The sequence below is a fragment of the Geodermatophilus sp. CPCC 205506 genome, assembly GCF_051383635.1.
In the GTDB taxonomy this organism is placed as follows: domain Bacteria; phylum Actinomycetota; class Actinomycetes; order Mycobacteriales; family Geodermatophilaceae; genus Geodermatophilus.
On record NZ_JALPKP010000010.1, the window covers coordinates 37849 to 53643 of the forward strand.

The 15795-nt window shown below is 73.6% G+C and carries 16 protein-coding genes; 12 read left to right on the top strand and 4 right to left on the bottom strand.

The features are described 5' to 3' along the window. The first annotated feature begins 9 nt into the window (after window positions 1–9). The 4 genes from MY520_RS07815 (at window position 10) to MY520_RS07830 (ending at window position 2939) form a co-directional block, all read left to right on the top strand. Window positions 10–564, top strand: coding sequence for a UGSC family (seleno)protein (locus MY520_RS07815; protein ID WP_436691521.1), 555 nt, complete (start codon window positions 10–12; stop codon window positions 562–564). Next, window positions 561–1622, top strand: a complete 1062-nt coding sequence (locus tag MY520_RS07820; protein WP_436691522.1) for a hypothetical protein — start codon at window positions 561–563, stop codon at window positions 1620–1622. Before MY520_RS07815 ends, MY520_RS07820 begins: the two co-directional genes overlap by 4 nt. Continuing rightward, a complete protein-coding gene (locus MY520_RS07825) occupies window positions 1619–1852 on the top strand; it encodes a hypothetical protein (protein WP_436691523.1) in 234 nt (77 codons plus the stop codon). The genes MY520_RS07820 and MY520_RS07825 overlap by 4 nt, the downstream gene beginning before the upstream one ends. Window positions 1853–2006: 154 nt before the next feature. Beyond that, window positions 2007–2939: an SDR family NAD(P)-dependent oxidoreductase gene (locus tag MY520_RS07830; RefSeq protein WP_436691524.1), complete on the top strand. Its 933-nt coding sequence runs from the start codon at window positions 2007–2009 to the stop codon at window positions 2937–2939. Window positions 2940–3110: 171 nt separating this feature from the next. Here MY520_RS07830 and MY520_RS07835 read toward each other — a convergent pair whose 3' ends face one another. The 3 genes from MY520_RS07835 to MY520_RS07845 all read right to left on the bottom strand — a co-directional run bounded on the left by MY520_RS07835 (window position 3111) and on the right by MY520_RS07845 (window position 5545). Continuing rightward, a complete protein-coding gene (locus MY520_RS07835; protein ID WP_436691525.1) occupies window positions 3111–4019 on the bottom strand; it encodes an SDR family NAD(P)-dependent oxidoreductase in 909 nt (302 codons plus the stop codon). A 90-nt stretch (window positions 4020–4109) separates the two neighbouring features. Next, window positions 4110–4781, bottom strand: a complete 672-nt coding sequence (locus MY520_RS07840) for a 3-oxoacid CoA-transferase subunit B (protein WP_436691526.1) — start codon at window positions 4779–4781, stop codon at window positions 4110–4112. Beyond that, on the bottom strand, window positions 4781–5545 hold the full coding sequence (locus MY520_RS07845) for a CoA transferase subunit A (RefSeq protein WP_436691527.1): 765 nt from the start codon (window positions 5543–5545) through the stop codon (window positions 4781–4783). Before MY520_RS07845 ends, MY520_RS07840 begins: the two co-directional genes overlap by 1 nt. A gap of 410 nt (window positions 5546–5955) precedes the next feature. Here MY520_RS07845 and MY520_RS07850 point away from each other — a divergent pair, with 410 nt between their 5' ends. From MY520_RS07850 to MY520_RS07860, 3 genes are read left to right on the top strand one after another with little or no spacing between them, the layout of a single operon-like run. Further along, window positions 5956–7065, top strand: coding sequence for an NDMA-dependent alcohol dehydrogenase (locus MY520_RS07850; protein WP_436691528.1), 1110 nt, complete (start codon window positions 5956–5958; stop codon window positions 7063–7065). Window positions 7066–7076: 11 nt separating this feature from the next. Beyond that, entirely contained in the window at window positions 7077–8555 is a 1479-nt protein-coding gene (locus MY520_RS07855) for an aldehyde dehydrogenase family protein (RefSeq protein WP_436691529.1), read from the top strand. Between the two features lie 10 nt (window positions 8556–8565). Then, window positions 8566–9690, top strand: a complete 1125-nt coding sequence (locus MY520_RS07860; protein WP_436691530.1) for an NDMA-dependent alcohol dehydrogenase — start codon at window positions 8566–8568, stop codon at window positions 9688–9690. A 139-nt stretch (window positions 9691–9829) separates the two neighbouring features. Here MY520_RS07860 and MY520_RS07865 read toward each other — a convergent pair whose 3' ends face one another. Then, the gene (locus MY520_RS07865; protein ID WP_436691531.1) at window positions 9830–10681 is read right to left on the bottom strand and encodes an IclR family transcriptional regulator; all 852 of its coding nucleotides are present in this window, start codon (window positions 10679–10681) and stop codon (window positions 9830–9832) included. Window positions 10682–11059: 378 nt separating this feature from the next. Between MY520_RS07865 and MY520_RS07870 the strand changes: the two genes are divergently transcribed. The 5 genes from MY520_RS07870 to MY520_RS07890 all read left to right on the top strand — a co-directional run bounded on the left by MY520_RS07870 (window position 11060) and on the right by MY520_RS07890 (window position 15444). Then, entirely contained in the window at window positions 11060–11626 is a 567-nt protein-coding gene (locus MY520_RS07870; protein WP_436691532.1) for a UGSC family (seleno)protein, read from the top strand. Next, window positions 11623–12726, top strand: a complete 1104-nt coding sequence (locus MY520_RS07875) for a hypothetical protein (protein WP_436691533.1) — start codon at window positions 11623–11625, stop codon at window positions 12724–12726. Before MY520_RS07870 ends, MY520_RS07875 begins: the two co-directional genes overlap by 4 nt. Continuing rightward, window positions 12723–13595, top strand: coding sequence for an SDR family NAD(P)-dependent oxidoreductase (locus MY520_RS07880; RefSeq protein WP_436691534.1), 873 nt, complete (start codon window positions 12723–12725; stop codon window positions 13593–13595). Before MY520_RS07875 ends, MY520_RS07880 begins: the two co-directional genes overlap by 4 nt. Continuing rightward, window positions 13592–14455: an SDR family NAD(P)-dependent oxidoreductase gene (locus MY520_RS07885; protein ID WP_436691535.1), complete on the top strand. Its 864-nt coding sequence runs from the start codon at window positions 13592–13594 to the stop codon at window positions 14453–14455. The genes MY520_RS07880 and MY520_RS07885 overlap by 4 nt, the downstream gene beginning before the upstream one ends. Before the next feature lie 65 nt (window positions 14456–14520). After that, on the top strand, window positions 14521–15444 hold the full coding sequence (locus tag MY520_RS07890) for an SDR family oxidoreductase (protein WP_436691536.1): 924 nt from the start codon (window positions 14521–14523) through the stop codon (window positions 15442–15444). Window positions 15445–15795 lie beyond the last annotated feature (351 nt).

A 15795-nucleotide genomic window follows, 5' to 3' on the forward strand; every position in this document is an offset into this window, starting at 1 on the left:
AGGAGAGACGTGTTCGACACCATCATCGACCCGACCGTGGGCGCACCCGGCGACGAGCGGGGACGCACGGCGCTGGCCTCCCGCCCCGGCGGGCTGAACGGCCTGCGCCTGGGCCTGCTCGTCAACACCAAGCGCAACGCGGCGGACTTCCTCGAGGAGGTCGCCGCCCTGCTGGAGTCCGAGCACGGCGTGACGACCGTCCTCACCCGGACCAAGCCGAGCATCGTGCACCCGGCCCCGCCGGAGATGCTCGAGGAGTTCCGCGGGGAGACCGACGTCGTGGTCGTCGGTGTGGGCGACTGCGGGTCCTGCAGCGCCTCGGCGATCGCCGACGGGCTGCAGCTCGAGGCCGCCGGCATCCCGGCCGCGGTCATCTGCAGCGACGCCTTCCGGGTCAGCGCCGACGCCATGGCCGGCCTCCAGGGCACCCCGGGGTACGAGTACGTCACCACCGCGCACCCGGTGGCGAGCCTCTCCCGGGAGGGTGTGCGCGAGCGCGCCGTCCAGGCGCTGCCCGAGATCGTCGGCATGCTCACCCGCTCCTCGGTGGCGGTGGCCTCATGACAGCGGTCGACGACCCGGCGCGGACCGCGAGGGAGGCGATCCGGTACTGCTACGAGCAGGGCTGGACCGACGGCCTCCCCGTCGTCCCCGCCACCCGGGAGGACCTCGACGCCTTCCTGGCCACCACCGACCGCGACCCCGACGAGGTCATCGGCGCCCAGGCCCACCTCAACCGCCGGGTGACCGTCCGGCAGGCCGCGGTCAACGCGATCATGGCCGGCTGCGAGCCGGAGTACTTCCCGGTCGTGCTGGCCGCCTGGGACGCCCTCAACGGCGAGGCCTCCACCAACGGCGGGGCGTGGCAGTCCACCAGCGGCCCCGCGCCGCTGCTGGTCGCCAACGGCCCCATGCGCGGGCGGCTGGGCATCAACTGCGCCGGCGGGGTGTTCGGTCCCGGCTTCCGGGCCAACGCCACCATCGCCCGCGCCATCGGGCTGCTCGTACGCAACGGCTACGGCATCAAGCCGCAGGAGCTCGAGCAGGCCACCCAGGGCGTGCCCGGCCGCTGGCAGCTGCTCATCGGCGAGCACGAGGAGCTCTCCCCGTGGGAGCCGCTCAGCGTCGTCGGCGGCCTCGAGCCCGGCGTCGACGCGGTGTCGGCCGTGCTCATCCGCTGCTGCGAGTACGTCGACAACCGGCACACCGACAGCGCCGAGGCGGTGCTGCAGGACTTCGCCGACTCGCTGGCCCGCATCGGCGCCTACCTCGGCGTCCGGCACTCCAGCGGCGGCCTGGTGCTCGGCCCCGAGCACGCCCAGACCCTCGCCGACGCCGGGTACAGCCGCGCCGACGTGCAGCAGTGGCTGTTCGAGCACGCCACGCACACCGAGGCCGAGCTCGCCGCCGCCGGCAAGGGCGGCGGTGCCCCCGTTCGGGACGGCGTGGTGACGATGATGCCGTCGGCCGCCGAGATCCCCGTGATCGTCGCCGGTGCGGCCAACGCCGCGATCTCGATGGTGTTCCGTCCGTTCGGCTGGGCCCCGTGGTCCGGCCGCTCCGTCCCCGTCCGCTGGTCGGCCTCCTCGCGGCCGACCGCTCTCCAGGAGGTGTCCCCGTGAGCATCGACCAGGCTCAGCTCGACCAGTTGAAGCAGACGCTGCAGGCCGACGACTACCGGCTCGACGTGGACGTCACCGGCGACGGCGCCGACGTCTCGATCGTCGCCGGCCCGGACGCGTGCGAGGAGTGCCTCGTGCCCAAGCCGCTCATGCAGTCGATGCTCGCGCCGGTGCTCGGCGTCCAGCCGGAGAGCATCCGGCTGACCTACCCGACCGACGTCAGCTCCTGATCCGCGCCGGGCGGTCGCGGGCTGACCGGCCCGCCGCCGTCCGGACACCCGCCGCAGGGACCCGCGGGTGAGGGGAGTGCCCTCACCCGCGGGTCTCCGGCATGCCCGAGCACCCGCTGCAGGCTCACTGCAGCCCGATCGAACGGAGCACGGAGTGGAGATCTCCCTCGAGGGGAAGGTCGCGCTGGTCACCGGCGTCGGCCCCAACATCGGCAGCGGCCTCGCGCTCGCCCTCTCCAAGTACGGCGCGAAGGTGGCCTGCAACGACGTCGACGACGACGTGATCAAGACCGCGATCGCCCGGATCGAGCGCAACGGCGGCGAGGCGATGGCCGCCCCGGGTGACGTCACGGACGAGGCCGCGGTGCAGGGCTACGTCGACGCCGTCCTGGAGCAGTGGGGCCGCATCGACATCCTGGTCAACAACGCTGCGATGCTGGGCGGCAAGGGCGTGCTCGACGAGACCGCCGAGACCTTCGAGCGGTCGATCAAGGTCTCCGGCCTCGGCTACTTCCTCAACACCAAGATCGTCGGCCGGGCGATGGCCGAGCGCGGCATCCGCGGCTCGATCGTCTGCATCTCGTCGTCCAACGGCTGGAACGGCTCGGCCGGCGTCATCGCCTACGCGTTCAACAAGGGCGGCGTGAACAACTTCGTCCGGGCCGCGGCCATGGACCTCGCGCCCTACGGCATCCGGGTGAACAGCTACACCCCGACCGCGCCGACCATCGACAACCCCGAGCTGCTGGCCCAGCTGGCCGCCCAGGGCCGGCCGGCCGACATGCTCAACGCCGGCCGGAAGGGCGGCGGCCTCGGCGGCAACACCGGGGACGAGCCGTGGCGGCGTCCGGCCCGCTGGTCGGGCGAGCGCCCGCCGCTGGTGCCCATGGGCAGCACCGGGACGCCGACCGACATCGGGCACGCCGTCGCGTGGCTGTGCTCGGACTACGCGCGGCTGATCACCGGCACCGACCTCGTGGTCGACGGCGGCGCGCGGGCGAAGAACTTCGCCTACTTCCCGGCCGACCCCGAGGATCTCGCCGGCCCGGTCCCGCTCATCCCGCTGGACGAGACCCCGCTGCCCTGACCCGGCGCCCGGCGCGGACCGGGCATCCGGGCCGACCGTGTGCGCGGATGCGCAGTTCTGGGCGGGAAGTTGCGCATCCCCGCACACCGACGCCGAGGGGCAGCGCTTCCAGGGCGGACGACAGAGGCCGGCCCCAGCGGATACGGCGGGGCCTGCCCCTCACGGGGTCGGTCAGCTGGGGTCGTGGCGGGGGGAGGGGAGGCGCTTCTCCGGCGCGTAGATGGTGTGCGCGGTCAGGAACGGGATCGCCGCGGCCCGCACCTCGTCGATCGGCTCGTCGGGGAAGGCGGCCAGCGTGGTGTCGAACCGGTCGCGCACGCCGTCCCTGAACTCCGGGTGGGTGAGGATGAACAGGTCGTTGCGGCGGACGCCCTCGAGCACCCGCTCGCCGGCCTCGACGTAGCTCATGTAGGGCTGGGTCTTGGCCCGCTCGAGGAACTCCGCGGGCGGCGGCGTGTAGCCGCTCTCCCCGTACTGCTCGGGACGACGGGCCACCCCGCCGGCGATGTTGCTGTGCGTAGGCCCGGGGCAGTAGGCCGAGACGCCGATGCCGTCGGGGGCCAGCTCGATGGCCAGCGCCTCCGACAGCGCGATCACCGCGGCCTTCGTCATCGAGTACAGGCCCGCCACGATCGGCAGGAGGCCGGCCATCGACGAGGTGTTGACCACGTGGCCCCCCTGGCCGTGCTTCTGGATCCGCGGCACGAAGGCGTGGATCCCGTGCGCGACGCCCTTGATGTTGACGTCGATGACCCAGTCCCAGTCCGTCGGGGTGGCCTTCATGACCGGCCCGGTCAGGCCGATCCCGGCGTTGTTCACCAGGACGTCGATCCGCCCGTAGCGGCGCTCGGTCTCCTCGGCGGCGCGCTCGACGGCCTCCCGGTCGGTCACGTCCAAGACCACCGAGTCGACCTGGAGCCCGGCCGCGGCGAACTCGGCCTTCGTCTCGTCGATGTGCTCCTGCCGGCGGCCGCTGATGACGACCTGCATGCCCGCGCGGGCGAACGCCAGCCCGATGCCGCGGCCGATGCCGCTGGACCCGCCGGTGATGAAGGCGATCTTGCCGTCGACGTCCTGCATGTGTGCTCCTTCGGATGGGGAGAGAACGGGCCGGGCCCGCACCGCGGGACGGCGGTGCGGGCCCGGGAACCAGGGGGAGTGCGGCCTCGGTCAGCCGTCGAGGTGCTCGGTGTACGGCGCCGACGTGTGCTCGCGGACCACCTCGGGCGTGACGCCCGGAGCGCACTCCACCAGCCGCAGCTGCCCGTCGACGACGTGGAAGACGGCGAGGTCGGTGTAGACGCGGGTGACCACGCCCTTGCCGGTGAGCGGCATCGTGCACTCGGGCACGATCTTCGGCCGGCCCTTGCGGTCGACGTGCTCCATCGCGACCCACACCTGCGGGGTGCCGGCCACCAGGTCCATCGCGCCGCCGACAGCGGGGTTCTTCCCCGGGACGTACCAGTTCGCCAGGTCGCCGGAGGCCGAGACCTGCAGGGCGCCGAGGATGGTGGCGTCCAGGTGGCCGCCGCGGATGATCGCGAACGACAGCGCCGAGTCGGTGATCGCCGCGCCGGGGATCAGGGTGATCGGCTGCTTGCCGGCGTCGGTGAGGTCGGGGTCCTCCTCACCGGGGTCGGCGTCGCCGCCGATGCCCAGGACGCCGTTCTCGGCGTGCAGCACGATCTCCTTGCCCTCGGGCAGGAAGCGGGGGACCAGCAGCGGGATGCCGACGCCGAGGTTGACGACGTAGCCGTCGTGCAGGTCCTGGGCGAGCCGTTCCGCGATGCCCTCGCGGGTGCGGCCGGTGACCGGCGGGGCAGCGGGCATGGTGTCGGTCATCAGGAGGCCTTCCTCGTCGTCTCGGCGGCGGAGCTCGGGGAGCTGGCGGCCTTGCCGGTGGACATGACGACGTGGTCCACGAACACCCCGGGGAGGTGGACGTCGTCCGGGTGGATCGCGTCGACCTCGACGAGCTCCTCGACCTCGGCGATCGTCGTCTTCCCGCACATACCCGCCATCGGGTTGAAGTTGCGGGCCGACAGCCGGAATCGGAGGTTGCCCTTCCGGTCGGCCTTGTTGGCCTTCACGAAGCCGAAGTCGGCGACGATGCCCTCCTCGAGGACGTGCTCGCGGCCGTGGATGAGGCGGGTCTCCTTGGCCGGCACGTGCTCGGCGACGCCGCCGCCGTCGGGGGAGTAGCGCAGGGTGAACGACCCGTCGGAGAGCATCGTGCCGGCGCCGGACGGCGTGAAGAAGGCGGGGATGCCCGCGCCACCGGCCCGCATCCGCTCGGCCAGCGTGCCCTGCGGGATCAGCTCCAGCTCCACCTTGCCGGCGAAGTACTCGTCGTAGAACTCCTGCAGGATCGGGAAGGACGCCGTCACCCGGCGCAGGCGGCCCTCGTGCAGCAGCCGGCCGACGCCGGTGAAGTCGTGGCCCACGTTGTTGACGTAGACGTGCAGGTCGCGGCGGTCGAGCTCGCACAGCGCGTCGATGAGGCCGTCGGGCCGGCCGGAGCTGCCGAAGCCGCCGACGGCGATGGAGGCACCCGAGGGCACGGCGTCCACCACGGACAGGAGATCCTCGCGGAACTTGTCGATCACGGGCGGTCCTTCACGGGGGGAGGGGTCCTTCCACAGGGCGGGCGGGCTCGCGGGCCGGTCGGTGGCGCCCCGGAGGAGCCGGCGGCGCAGGGTCCGGACCGGTACGACCGGGACACGGTCGACGTCGGTCGAGCGGGGAGAGTCCAGCAGCCGGACCGCCCGGGCAGAACCGCATCTTCCACGGGCCGGAAAAGAGACCCAGGGCACAGGGCGGCCGCCGGCCCTCGGGCGGGATCGCTGGCCGCGTGGTCTTCCGTGATGGGGAAGACCTGTGGTCCGCGCCACCCTGGGGGCGCAGGGTGGGATCCGGCCGGGGAGCGCGCTCGTGCAGCGCACGGACGGCCCACCAGGCCGCCGCCGTCGACGAGCACCCCACAGCGGCCGACGTCCAGAACTGGGAAGGAGCCCATATGAGCATGACCACGCGCGCCGCGGTCTGCCGCGAGCCGGGTCGGCCGTGGGAGATCACCGAGCTCGAGCTCGACGACCCGAAGGCCAACGAGGTCCGCATCAAGTTCATGGCGGCCGGGATGTGCCACTCGGACGACCACATCCAGAAGGGCGACGCGATGATGCGTTTCCCGGTGGTCGGCGGGCACGAGGGCGCCGGGATCGTCGACGCCGTCGGCGAGGGCGTCACCCGGGTGAAGGTCGGCGACCACGTGGTCTGCTCCTTCATCCCCGCCTGCGGCAAGTGCCGCTACTGCTCGACGGGCCGGCAGAACCTGTGCGACGAGGGCAAGAACGCCTCGACCGGCGTGTTCCCCGACGGCACCTTCCGCTTCCACGAGAACGGTGAGGACTTCGGCGGGCTGTGCGTGCTGGGCACCTTCTCCCAGTACGCCGTCGTCAGCGAGTACTCGGTCATCGAGATCCCCGAGGACATCCCGTTCGAGATCGCCGCGCTCGTCGGCTGCGGCGTCCCCACCGGGTGGGGCAGCGCGGTGCACCTCGCCGGCGTCAAGGCCGGTGACACGGTGGTCATCTACGGCTCCGGCGGGGTCGGCGCCAACGCCGTCCAGGGCGCCGCGCTGGCCGGTGCCGAGCGCGTCGTCGTCGTCGACCCGGTCGAGTTCAAGCGCGAGATGGCCACCGTCTTCGGGGCCACCCACACCTTCGCCTCGGCGAAGGAGGCGCACGACTTCGTCGTCGAGGCGACCTGGGGCGAGCTGGCCGACCACGCCATCATCACCGTCGGCGTCCTCCACGACGAGGTCATCGCCGACGCCCTGCAGGTCGTCGGCAAGACCGGCCAGGTCTCCGTGACCGCCGTCGGCAACGGCTGGGTGAACGAGCACCCGGGCGTGTTCATCGGGTACCAGCGGCGGATCCAGGGCGGCATCTTCGGCGGGTGCAACCCGCTGCACGACGTCCCGCGCCTGCTCAGCCTGTACCGCTCCGGGAAGCTCAAGCTCGACGAGCTGGTCACCCGGACCTACAAGCTCGAGGACGTCAACCAGGGCTACCAGGACATGCTCGACGGCAAGAACATCCGCGGCGTCATCATCCACGAGCACTGAGGACAGCAGCCATGACCATCGCCCCTCCGGCGCCCACGGCCGGGTCGTCCCTGATCATCGACAATGCCCAGCTCATCGGCGGTGACTGGGTCCCCGCGGCCGGCGGCGAGACGATCGACGTCATCAACCCGGCGACCGGCGACGTCCTCGCCCGCGTGCCGCGCGGCACCGCCGCCGACGTCGAGGCCGCCGTGCAGGCCGCCGAGGCCGCCTTCCCGGCCTGGCGGGACACCAACGCCACCGCGCGCGCCGCCCTGCTGTTCCGCTGGGCCGCGCTGATCGACGAGAACATCGCCGAGCTGGACTCCCTGGAGTCCCAGGAGGTCGGCCGCCCGCACTGGGGTCCGCCGCCCATGTCCGGCCAGCTGCGCTTCACGGCCGGCCAGGCCGACAAGGTGCAGGGCCTCTCGCTGCCGACCTACACCCCCGACGCCCTCGGGCTGACCCTCCGCGAGCCCTACGGCGTCGTCGGAGCGATCATCCCGTGGAACGCGCCCGGCCCGATGTTCGTCACCGACGTCGGCCCGGCGATCGCCGCGGGCAACACCATCGTGATCAAGCCGGCCGAGGACGCCCCGCTCACCGGGCTGGCCCTGGCCAAGCTCGCGCTCGAGGCGGGCATCCCGCCGGGCGTGGTCAACGTCGTCACCGGCTACGGGCACGAGGCCGGCGCGGCGATCCCGGCCCACCCGCGGATCCGGCGGATCAGCTTCACCGGCTCGCCGCAGACCGGTGAGCTGATCATGGCCGCCTGTGCGAAGAACCTCACCCCGCTGCACCTGGAGCTGGGCGGCAAGTCGCCGCAGGTCATCCTCGCCGACGCCGACCTGGACGCCGCGATCCCGGCGATCGCCCGCGGCATCACGCTCAACACCGGCCAGATCTGCGCGGCCGGCTCGCGGGTCGTGGTCGCGCGCTCCATCCAGTCCGAGGTCGTCCAGCGCCTGGCCGAGCACATGTCGCAGGTCAAGGTCGGCCCCTGGTACGAGCAGGTCAACATGGGCCCGCTCATCAACGCCAAGCAGCACGAGCGGGTGCTCAAGTACATGGAGCTCGGCCAGGAGGAGGGCGCCGACCTCGTCCTCGGCGGCGGGCGCCCGTCCGGCGACAAGTACGAGCGCGGCTTCTTCGTCGAGCCCACCCTGTTCGACAACGTCGACCCGGCCATGCGCATCCACCAGGAGGAGATCTTCGGTCCCGTCCTGGGCGTCACCCCGGTGGACGACGACGAGCAGGCGCTCGCGGTCGCCAACGGCACCGAGTACGGCCTGGTCGCCTCCGTCTGGACCCGCGACGTGGGCAAGGCCGTCAAGTTCGCCCGCGGGCTGCAGGCCGGCCAGGTCGCGGTCAACGCCGCCCTGGGCGCCGGGGTCATCGGCGGCCCGTTCGGCGGCTACAAGCGCAGCGGCTTCGGCCGGTCGATGGGCGCCGACGCCGTGCTCGACTACACGCAGGTCAAGACCGTGTCCCTCCGTGGCACCGGGAACTGAGAGGGATCGCATGAGCAGCATCACGACGCGCGCGGCCATCGCGCGGGCGGCACACCGCGGCTGGGAACTCGTCGACCTCCAGCTCGACGACCCCAAGGAGCACGAGGTCCGGGTCAAGTTCGTCGCCTCGGGGCTGTGCCACTCCGACGACCACATCACCCAGGGTGACGCTCCGGTGCGCATGCCCGTGGTGGGCGGTCACGAGGGTGCCGGCATCGTCGAGTCGGTGGGCGCGAACGTCACCCGGGTCAAGCCGGGTGACCGGATCGTCTGTTCCTACATCCCGGCGTGCGGCGCCTGCCGGCCCTGCTCGACCGGGCACCAGAACATGTGCGTCAAGGGCCTCAACGCCGGCACCGGCATGTTCCTCGACGGCACCTTCCGGTTCCACCTCGGCGACGAGGACCTCGGCGGCTTCTGCACCGTGGGGTCGTTCTCGCAGTACGCGGTGATCTCGGAGTGGGCGGCCATCCCGCTCGCCGACGACATCCCCTGGGAGGTCGCCTGCCTCGTCGGCTGCGGCGTCCCGACCGGGTGGGGCTCGGCGGTCTACGCCGCCGGCGTCCGCGCGGGGGACACCGTGGTGGTCTTCGGCTCCGGCGGCGTCGGCAGCAACGCCGTCCAGGGCGCCAAGTACGCCGGCGCCAAGAACGTCGTCGTCGTCGACCCGGTCGAGTACAAGCGTGAGATGGCCACCTCGGTCTTCGGTGCCACGCACGCCTTCGCCTCGGCGAAGGAGGCGCACGACTTCGTCGTCGAGACGACGTGGGGCCAGCTCGCCGACCACGCGATCCTCACCCCGGGTGTGGTGACCGAGAAGATGGTCAACGCCGCGCTGCAGATGACCGGCAAGGGCGGCAAGGTCACCATCACCGGCGTCGGGAAGCTGACCGAGAAGGCCGCGCACTTCCACGCCGGCGCGCTCATCGGCTACCAGCGGCAGGTCCGCGGCGCCCTGTTCGGCGACTGCAACCCGCTCTACGACGTGCCGCGGCTCCTGGGCCTGTACCGGGCCGGCCAGCTCAAGCTCGACGAGCTGGTCACCCGCACGTACAAGCTGGAGGAGGTCAACGAGGCCTACCAGGACCTCACCGACGGCAAGAACATCCGCGGCGTCATCCTGCACGAGCAGTAGGAGGACGACACCGCGGCCGCCGGTCCCCCCGAGGGGGCCGGCGGCCGCGGTGCTGTGCGTGGCCGGTCGTGACCACGGCGTGCCGCCGCCGACCTCGTGGTACGGCGCGAGGCCGGCGACGGCGAGGTGAGGACGGCGCTCAGCGCAGCGCCGTGGCCCCCGGCGTCCGGGAGGCGCGGACGGCGCCGCTGGCCTCGGGCTTGGCCGAGGGGGCACCGAGGGCCCGGGAGATGCCGCGGGCGGTCGCGGCCAGGGCCGGCACGAGCGCGTGGCTCTGCACGGTGCCGCGCTGCACGGTGACGCCGAGGGCGGCGACCACCTCGTCGCGCTGACCGCGCACCGGCACGGCGACGGCCAGGGCGTCGGGCGTCAGCTGGTTCTCGGCGATCGCCACGCCGGTGCGGCGGACGTCGGCCAGCACCCGCCGCAGCACCGCGACGTCGGTGATCGTGTCGGGGGTGAAGCGCTTGAGCGGGCCCCTGAGCAGCTGGTCCTGCGCCTCGCGCTCGGTGAAGGCGAGCAGAACCTGTCCGGTGCCGGTGGCGTGCAGCGGCCACCGGCCGCCGATCCGGCTCATCAGCTTGACCGCGCCGCGGGCGCGCAGCGCCTCGACGTAGACCCCGTCGGAGCCGTCGCGGACGGCGAGGTGCACGTTGGCGCGGGTGGCCTGGTGCAGGTCGTCGAGGTAGGGGAGGGCCAGCTCGCGCAGCTGCAGGCCGTGCGGGGCGAGTGCGCCGAGCTCCAGCAGCCGCAGCCCGATGGCGTACCGGCCGTCCGGCCCGCGCTCGAGGCCGCCCCACTGCCGCAGCTCGCCGACCAGCCGGTGCGTGGTGGTCAGCGTGAGCCCCGAGCGGCGGCTGATCTCGCTGAGCGTCAACGCCGGGTGTGCCGGCCCGAAGGCGGAGAGGACGGCGAGCACGCGGCCCGCGGCCGTGGCCTGCCCCCCGCCGGGGAGCCGCCCGGACGCGCTCTCCGTGGGGGCTGCCGTCACCGTCGTTGCTCCCATCAACGCCCTTTCTCCGGAAGTGGTTGGCACATGCACCCAGCAGGTGGGCGGGGTCACTGTGCGTGCCCGCCACGGTGGAGTCAAGCACGTCACCCGAGCGCGTTCCGGTGCGCCCGGCTTCCACCGGGGGGAAGGCCCGTCGCCCGGCCGGTGTGGTCCCGCACACGATTGGGCGGCAAGGACGGCGGCAGCCACCTCGCCGCCCACCGCGGGGTTGCCGGGCGCCGTCCGCCAGCCGTGATCTGCGTGCCGGCCGGGTCCCCGGGGCCCGGCCGACGGCCCACATCCCGCCGAGACGATCCAAGAGGCCAGCGTGAACCCGTTCCCGACCTGCCCGACCCGACTCCCGGGTGGAGGCGCGTGATGGCCACCCTCGCCGACATCCTCGACCCCACCGGCCAGACCACCCCCCGCATCGGCAGTTCCGCGCTCGCGCCCCGCCGTGCCGACCTGTCCGGCGTCCGGCTGGGCCTGCTCGAGAACACCAAGCACAACGCCGCGCTGCTGCTCGACGAGCTGGCCGGGCTGCTGCAGCGCGAGCACGGGGCCTCGGCCGAGGTGCTGCGCCGCACCAAGACCGCCTTCGCCCTGCCGCTGCCCGAGGAGACCCTCGGCGAGCTGGTCCGCGAGTGCGACGTCGTCCTCACCGGGGTCGGCGACTGCGGCTCCTGCAGCGCCTCGGCCGTGGCCGACGGCATCGCGCTGGAGCGCGCCGGCGTGCCCGCGGCGGTCATCTGCTCCGACGCCTTCACCGCCACCGCCAGCGGCATGGCCGAGGTGCAGGGCGCCCCCGACTACCGGTACCTGACCACCGCGCACCCGGTGGCGATCCTCGACGCCGACGCGGTCCGTGAGCGGGCCCGGCAGCTGCTCCCGCAGGTGGTCGCCACCGTGACCGCCGCCGCGGCGCAGCAGAAGGCTGCCTCGTGACCGTCGCGGAGACGCCGGTCGTCGTCCCGGACGCCGACCCCGAGGCCGCCCAGGCGGCCATCGAGCACTGCTACGCCCAGGGCTGGTCCGACGGCCTGCCGCTGGTCCCGGCGACCCGCTCGCTGGTCGACCGCTTCCTCGCCACCGTCGACCGGCAGCCCGACGAGGTGATCGGCGCGCTGGAGCACCTCAAGCGCACCGTCACCGTCGAGCTGGCCGCCATCAACGCGGCCATGGCCGGCTGCCGGCCCGAGTACTTCCCCGTCGTCCTCGCCGCCTGGGAGGCCGTGCAGCGCGACCGGTCGGCCACCGGCGGCGGCTGGCAGAGCACCAGCGGCCCCTCGCCGCTGCTGGTGGTGAACGGCCCGGTGCGCCAGGAGCTCGGCTTCAACGCCGCCGGCGGCGTGTTCGGCCCCGGGTTCCGCCCCAACACGACCGTCGCCCGCAGCATCGGGCTGATGGTCCGCAACGCCCTCGGCGTCGTCCCGCACGGCTTCGAGCAGGCCACCCAGGGCCTGCCCGGCCGCTGGCAGGTCTGCATCGCGGAGAACGAGGAGGAGAGCCCCTGGGAGCCGCTCTCGGTCGAGGGCGGCGTGCCCGCCGGCACCTCCGCGGTCTCCGGGATGCTCACCCGCACCGTCGAGTACGTCGACAACCGGCACACCGCCGACCCCGAGCAGCTGCTGGCCGACTTCGCGGACACGATCTCCCGCAGCGGCGCGGCGATCTTCCGCCACCACCCGGCCGGGATCGTCTTCTGCCCGGAGCACGCGCAGCTGCTGGCCGGCGCCGGGATGAGCAAGGCCGACGTCCGAGCGTGGCTGGTGGAGCGCTCCGGGCGCACCAAGGCCGACCTGGCCCGCGTCGGCAAGGACGGCGTCGGCGACAACGGCGTCCGCTTCGCCGACGGGGGCACCGACCCCGCCGCGTTCGACCCGCTGTTCGGCGCATCCGGCCCCGAGGTGCTGCCGATCGTCGTCGCGGGCGCGCGCAACGCCGGCATCTCCATGGTCGTGCGCGTCTTCTCCGGCTGGTCGGCCAGTTCGGTGCCGGTCGCCGGCCGCACCACCCCCACGAACCAGGCAGGAGCCGCGCAGTGACCGAGTTCAGCGAGTTGCTCAGCGATCCCTTCGGCGGCGCCGGGGACCCGTGGATGGCCGGCCGGACCGCCCTGGTCACCGGCGGCGGCCAGCAGAGCCAGAACGAGCCCGGCGTCGGCTACGCCATCAGCCGGGTGTTCGCCGCGCACGGCGCGCGGGTGGCCGTCCTCGACCGGGACGAGACCGCCGCGCTGCGGACCGTCGAGGCGATCGAGGCCGACGGCGGCACGGCCATCGCCGTCGTCGCCGACCTGCTCGACGACGACGCCTGCCGACGGGCCGTCCAGGAGGTCGTCGAGCGGTTCGGCGGCTTCGACACGCTGGTCAACAACGTGGCGGTCGGGGACCGGGCGGGCATCTTCGAGGTGACCCCCGAGCGGTTCCACCAGCTGATGGACCTCAACCTCACCACCGCCTGGCAGATGACCCGGCACGCCGTTGAGGTGATGGGCGCGGGCTCCGCGATCGTCAACATCAGCTCCGTCGGCGTCCGGGCCCGCGGGCCGGGCATGGTCTACAACCTGGCCAAGGCCGGCCTGGAGAACATGACCGTCGGTGCGGCCAACACCCTCGGCGACCGCGGCATCCGGGTGAACTGCGTGCAGGTCGGTGCCATCTGGGGCGCGTTCGCCGCGGCGAACATGTCGCAGGAGATGCGTGCGATCCGCAAGGGCTGGTCGGCGCTGGGCACGGAGGGCAGCCCGTGGGACATCGCCCAGTCGGTGCTGTTCCTCTCCAGCGACCGCGCGCGCTGGATCTCCGGCCAGGTCCTGTCGGTCGACGGCGGCCCGAGCAGCCCCAAGCCGCCGAAGCCGGCCCCGATCACCGAGGTCGCCACCCCCGAGGGCGCCCCGGCGGTGCACGCGTGACGGCGCAGCCGGTCGCGCTGGTCACCGGCTGCGGCAAGCCGGACGGCATGGGCCAGGCGATCGCCCGCCGGCTCGCCGCGCAGGGGACGGCGGTCGTCGTCACCGACCTGCAGGCGACCGGGGTACCCAACCGGCAGCAGGAGGACCGCGGCACCGGCTGGGGCGGGGTCGACGCGCTGGTCGCCGACATCACCGCCGGCGGCGGGACGGCGGCGGCCGCGCTGGGCGACGTCGCGGTCGAGGCCGACGCCGAGCGCATGGTCGCCGAGGCGGTCGAGCGCTTCGGCCGCCTCGACGTCCTGGTGAACAACGCCGCCGCGCCGCAGGGGCCGGACCGCGCCGACGTCGCCGACATCCCGGTCGAGGTCTTCGACCGGGTAGTGGCGGTCAACCTGCGCGGGCCGTGGCTCATGTGCCGGGCGGCGGTGCCGGTCATGCGCCAGCAGCGCTCGGGCCGGATCGTCAACATCTCCTCGATGGCCGGCCTCACCGCCGCACCGTTCTCCGGGCCGTACTCGGCGTCGAAGGCCGGCGTCATCGGGCTCACCCGGGCCCTGGCCATGGACCTGGGCCCGTGGGGCATCACGGTCAACGCGCTGTGCCCGGGTCTGGTCGGCACCAGCCGGGCGTTCCTCAGCTCCGGTCCCGACGTCGACGAGGCGGCCCTGCTGGCCTCCCGCGGCCGTGCCATCCCGGTCGGCCGGGTCGGCCTGCCCGACGACATCGCCGCCGCGGTGGCCTTCCTCGCCTCGCTCGAGGCCGGCTACATCACCGCGCAGGCCATCCCGATCGACGGTGGCGGCATGAGCCCGTTCCCGCTGCGACACCCGGAGCCGCTCGCCGCCGAGGCGACGGCCTGACCGCACGCCGGTAGCGACCCGGCAGCCTGCCCCGGACCGTCGGTGGTCCGGGGCAGGCTGCGCGCATGCCGTACACGCCGCCCGACCTCTCCGGCACCGTGGCCCTGGTCGCCGGGGCCACCCGCGGCGCCGGGCGGGGCATCGCCGTCGCCCTCGGCGCGGCCGGCGCCACGGTCTGGTGCACCGGCCGCAGCACGGCCGGCCGGCGCTCGGAGTACGACCGGCCCGAGACCGTCGAGGAGACCGCGGAGCTGGTCACCGCGGCCGGCGGGCGCGGGATCCCGGTCGTGTGCGACCACCTCGACCCGGGGCAGGTCGCCGCGCTGGTGGCCCGCGTCGACGCCGACTCCGGCCGGCTCGACGTGCTGGTCAACGACATCTGGGGCGGCGAGACGCTCTACGAGGAGGGCGTTCCGATCTGGGCGTCCGACCTCGACCGCGGCCTGCGGCTGGTCCGCCTCGGCCTGGAGACCCACCTGGTCACCAGCGCGCACGCGCTGCGGCTGCTCACCCGCCGCCCCGGCGGGCTGGTCGTCGAGATGACCGACGGCACCGACGCGTACAACGCCACCCACGTCCGGCTCTCGGTCTTCTACGACCTGGTCAAGGTCGCCGTCACCCGGCTGGCGTTCTCCCAGGCCGCGGAGCTGCGCCCGGTGGGCGGCACCGCGGTGGCCCTCACCCCGGGCTGGCTGCGCTCGGAGATGATGCTCGAGCTCTTCGGCGTGACCGAGGCGAACTGGCGGGACGGGACGGCGGTCGACCCGCACTTCTGCATCTCCGAGAGCCCCCTGTTCGTCGGCCGGGCGGTCGCCGCCCTCGCCGCCGACCCGGACCGGGCCCGCTGGTCGGGGCGGAGCACCTCCAGCGGCGAGCTGGCTCGCGTCTACGGCTTCCCCGACGTCGACGGCACGCAGCCCGACGCCTGGCGCTACGTCGTCGAGGTGCAGGACGCCGGACGCCCGGCCGGTGACGAGGGCTACCGCTGACCCGCGACTTCTCACACACCGTGATCGACCGACTCGGCAGCGCGAGGACACGGTTGCCCCGCGCAGATCGTGCGTGCGCTCTGAGTTACGAGGCACCAGCATCTCACCCGAGCGAGCCGCCGGGCCCAGCGGCTGGCTGCGCTGCGGGACCGGTCCCCGACGGGGGGACGGCCCGGGTCCGCACCTGCTGCGGGCGCCCTCGCCGCACCCCCGTGGATCCGTCCGAGGGCTCACTGACCACAGGTGACTGATCCGACATCGGGGCCCCGTTCCGACACATGGGCGCCGTTCGGCACCTGCGCGCCTGCGACCGACGACGCCGTCGGTCCACCCGTCCGGCCCGGACCGCTC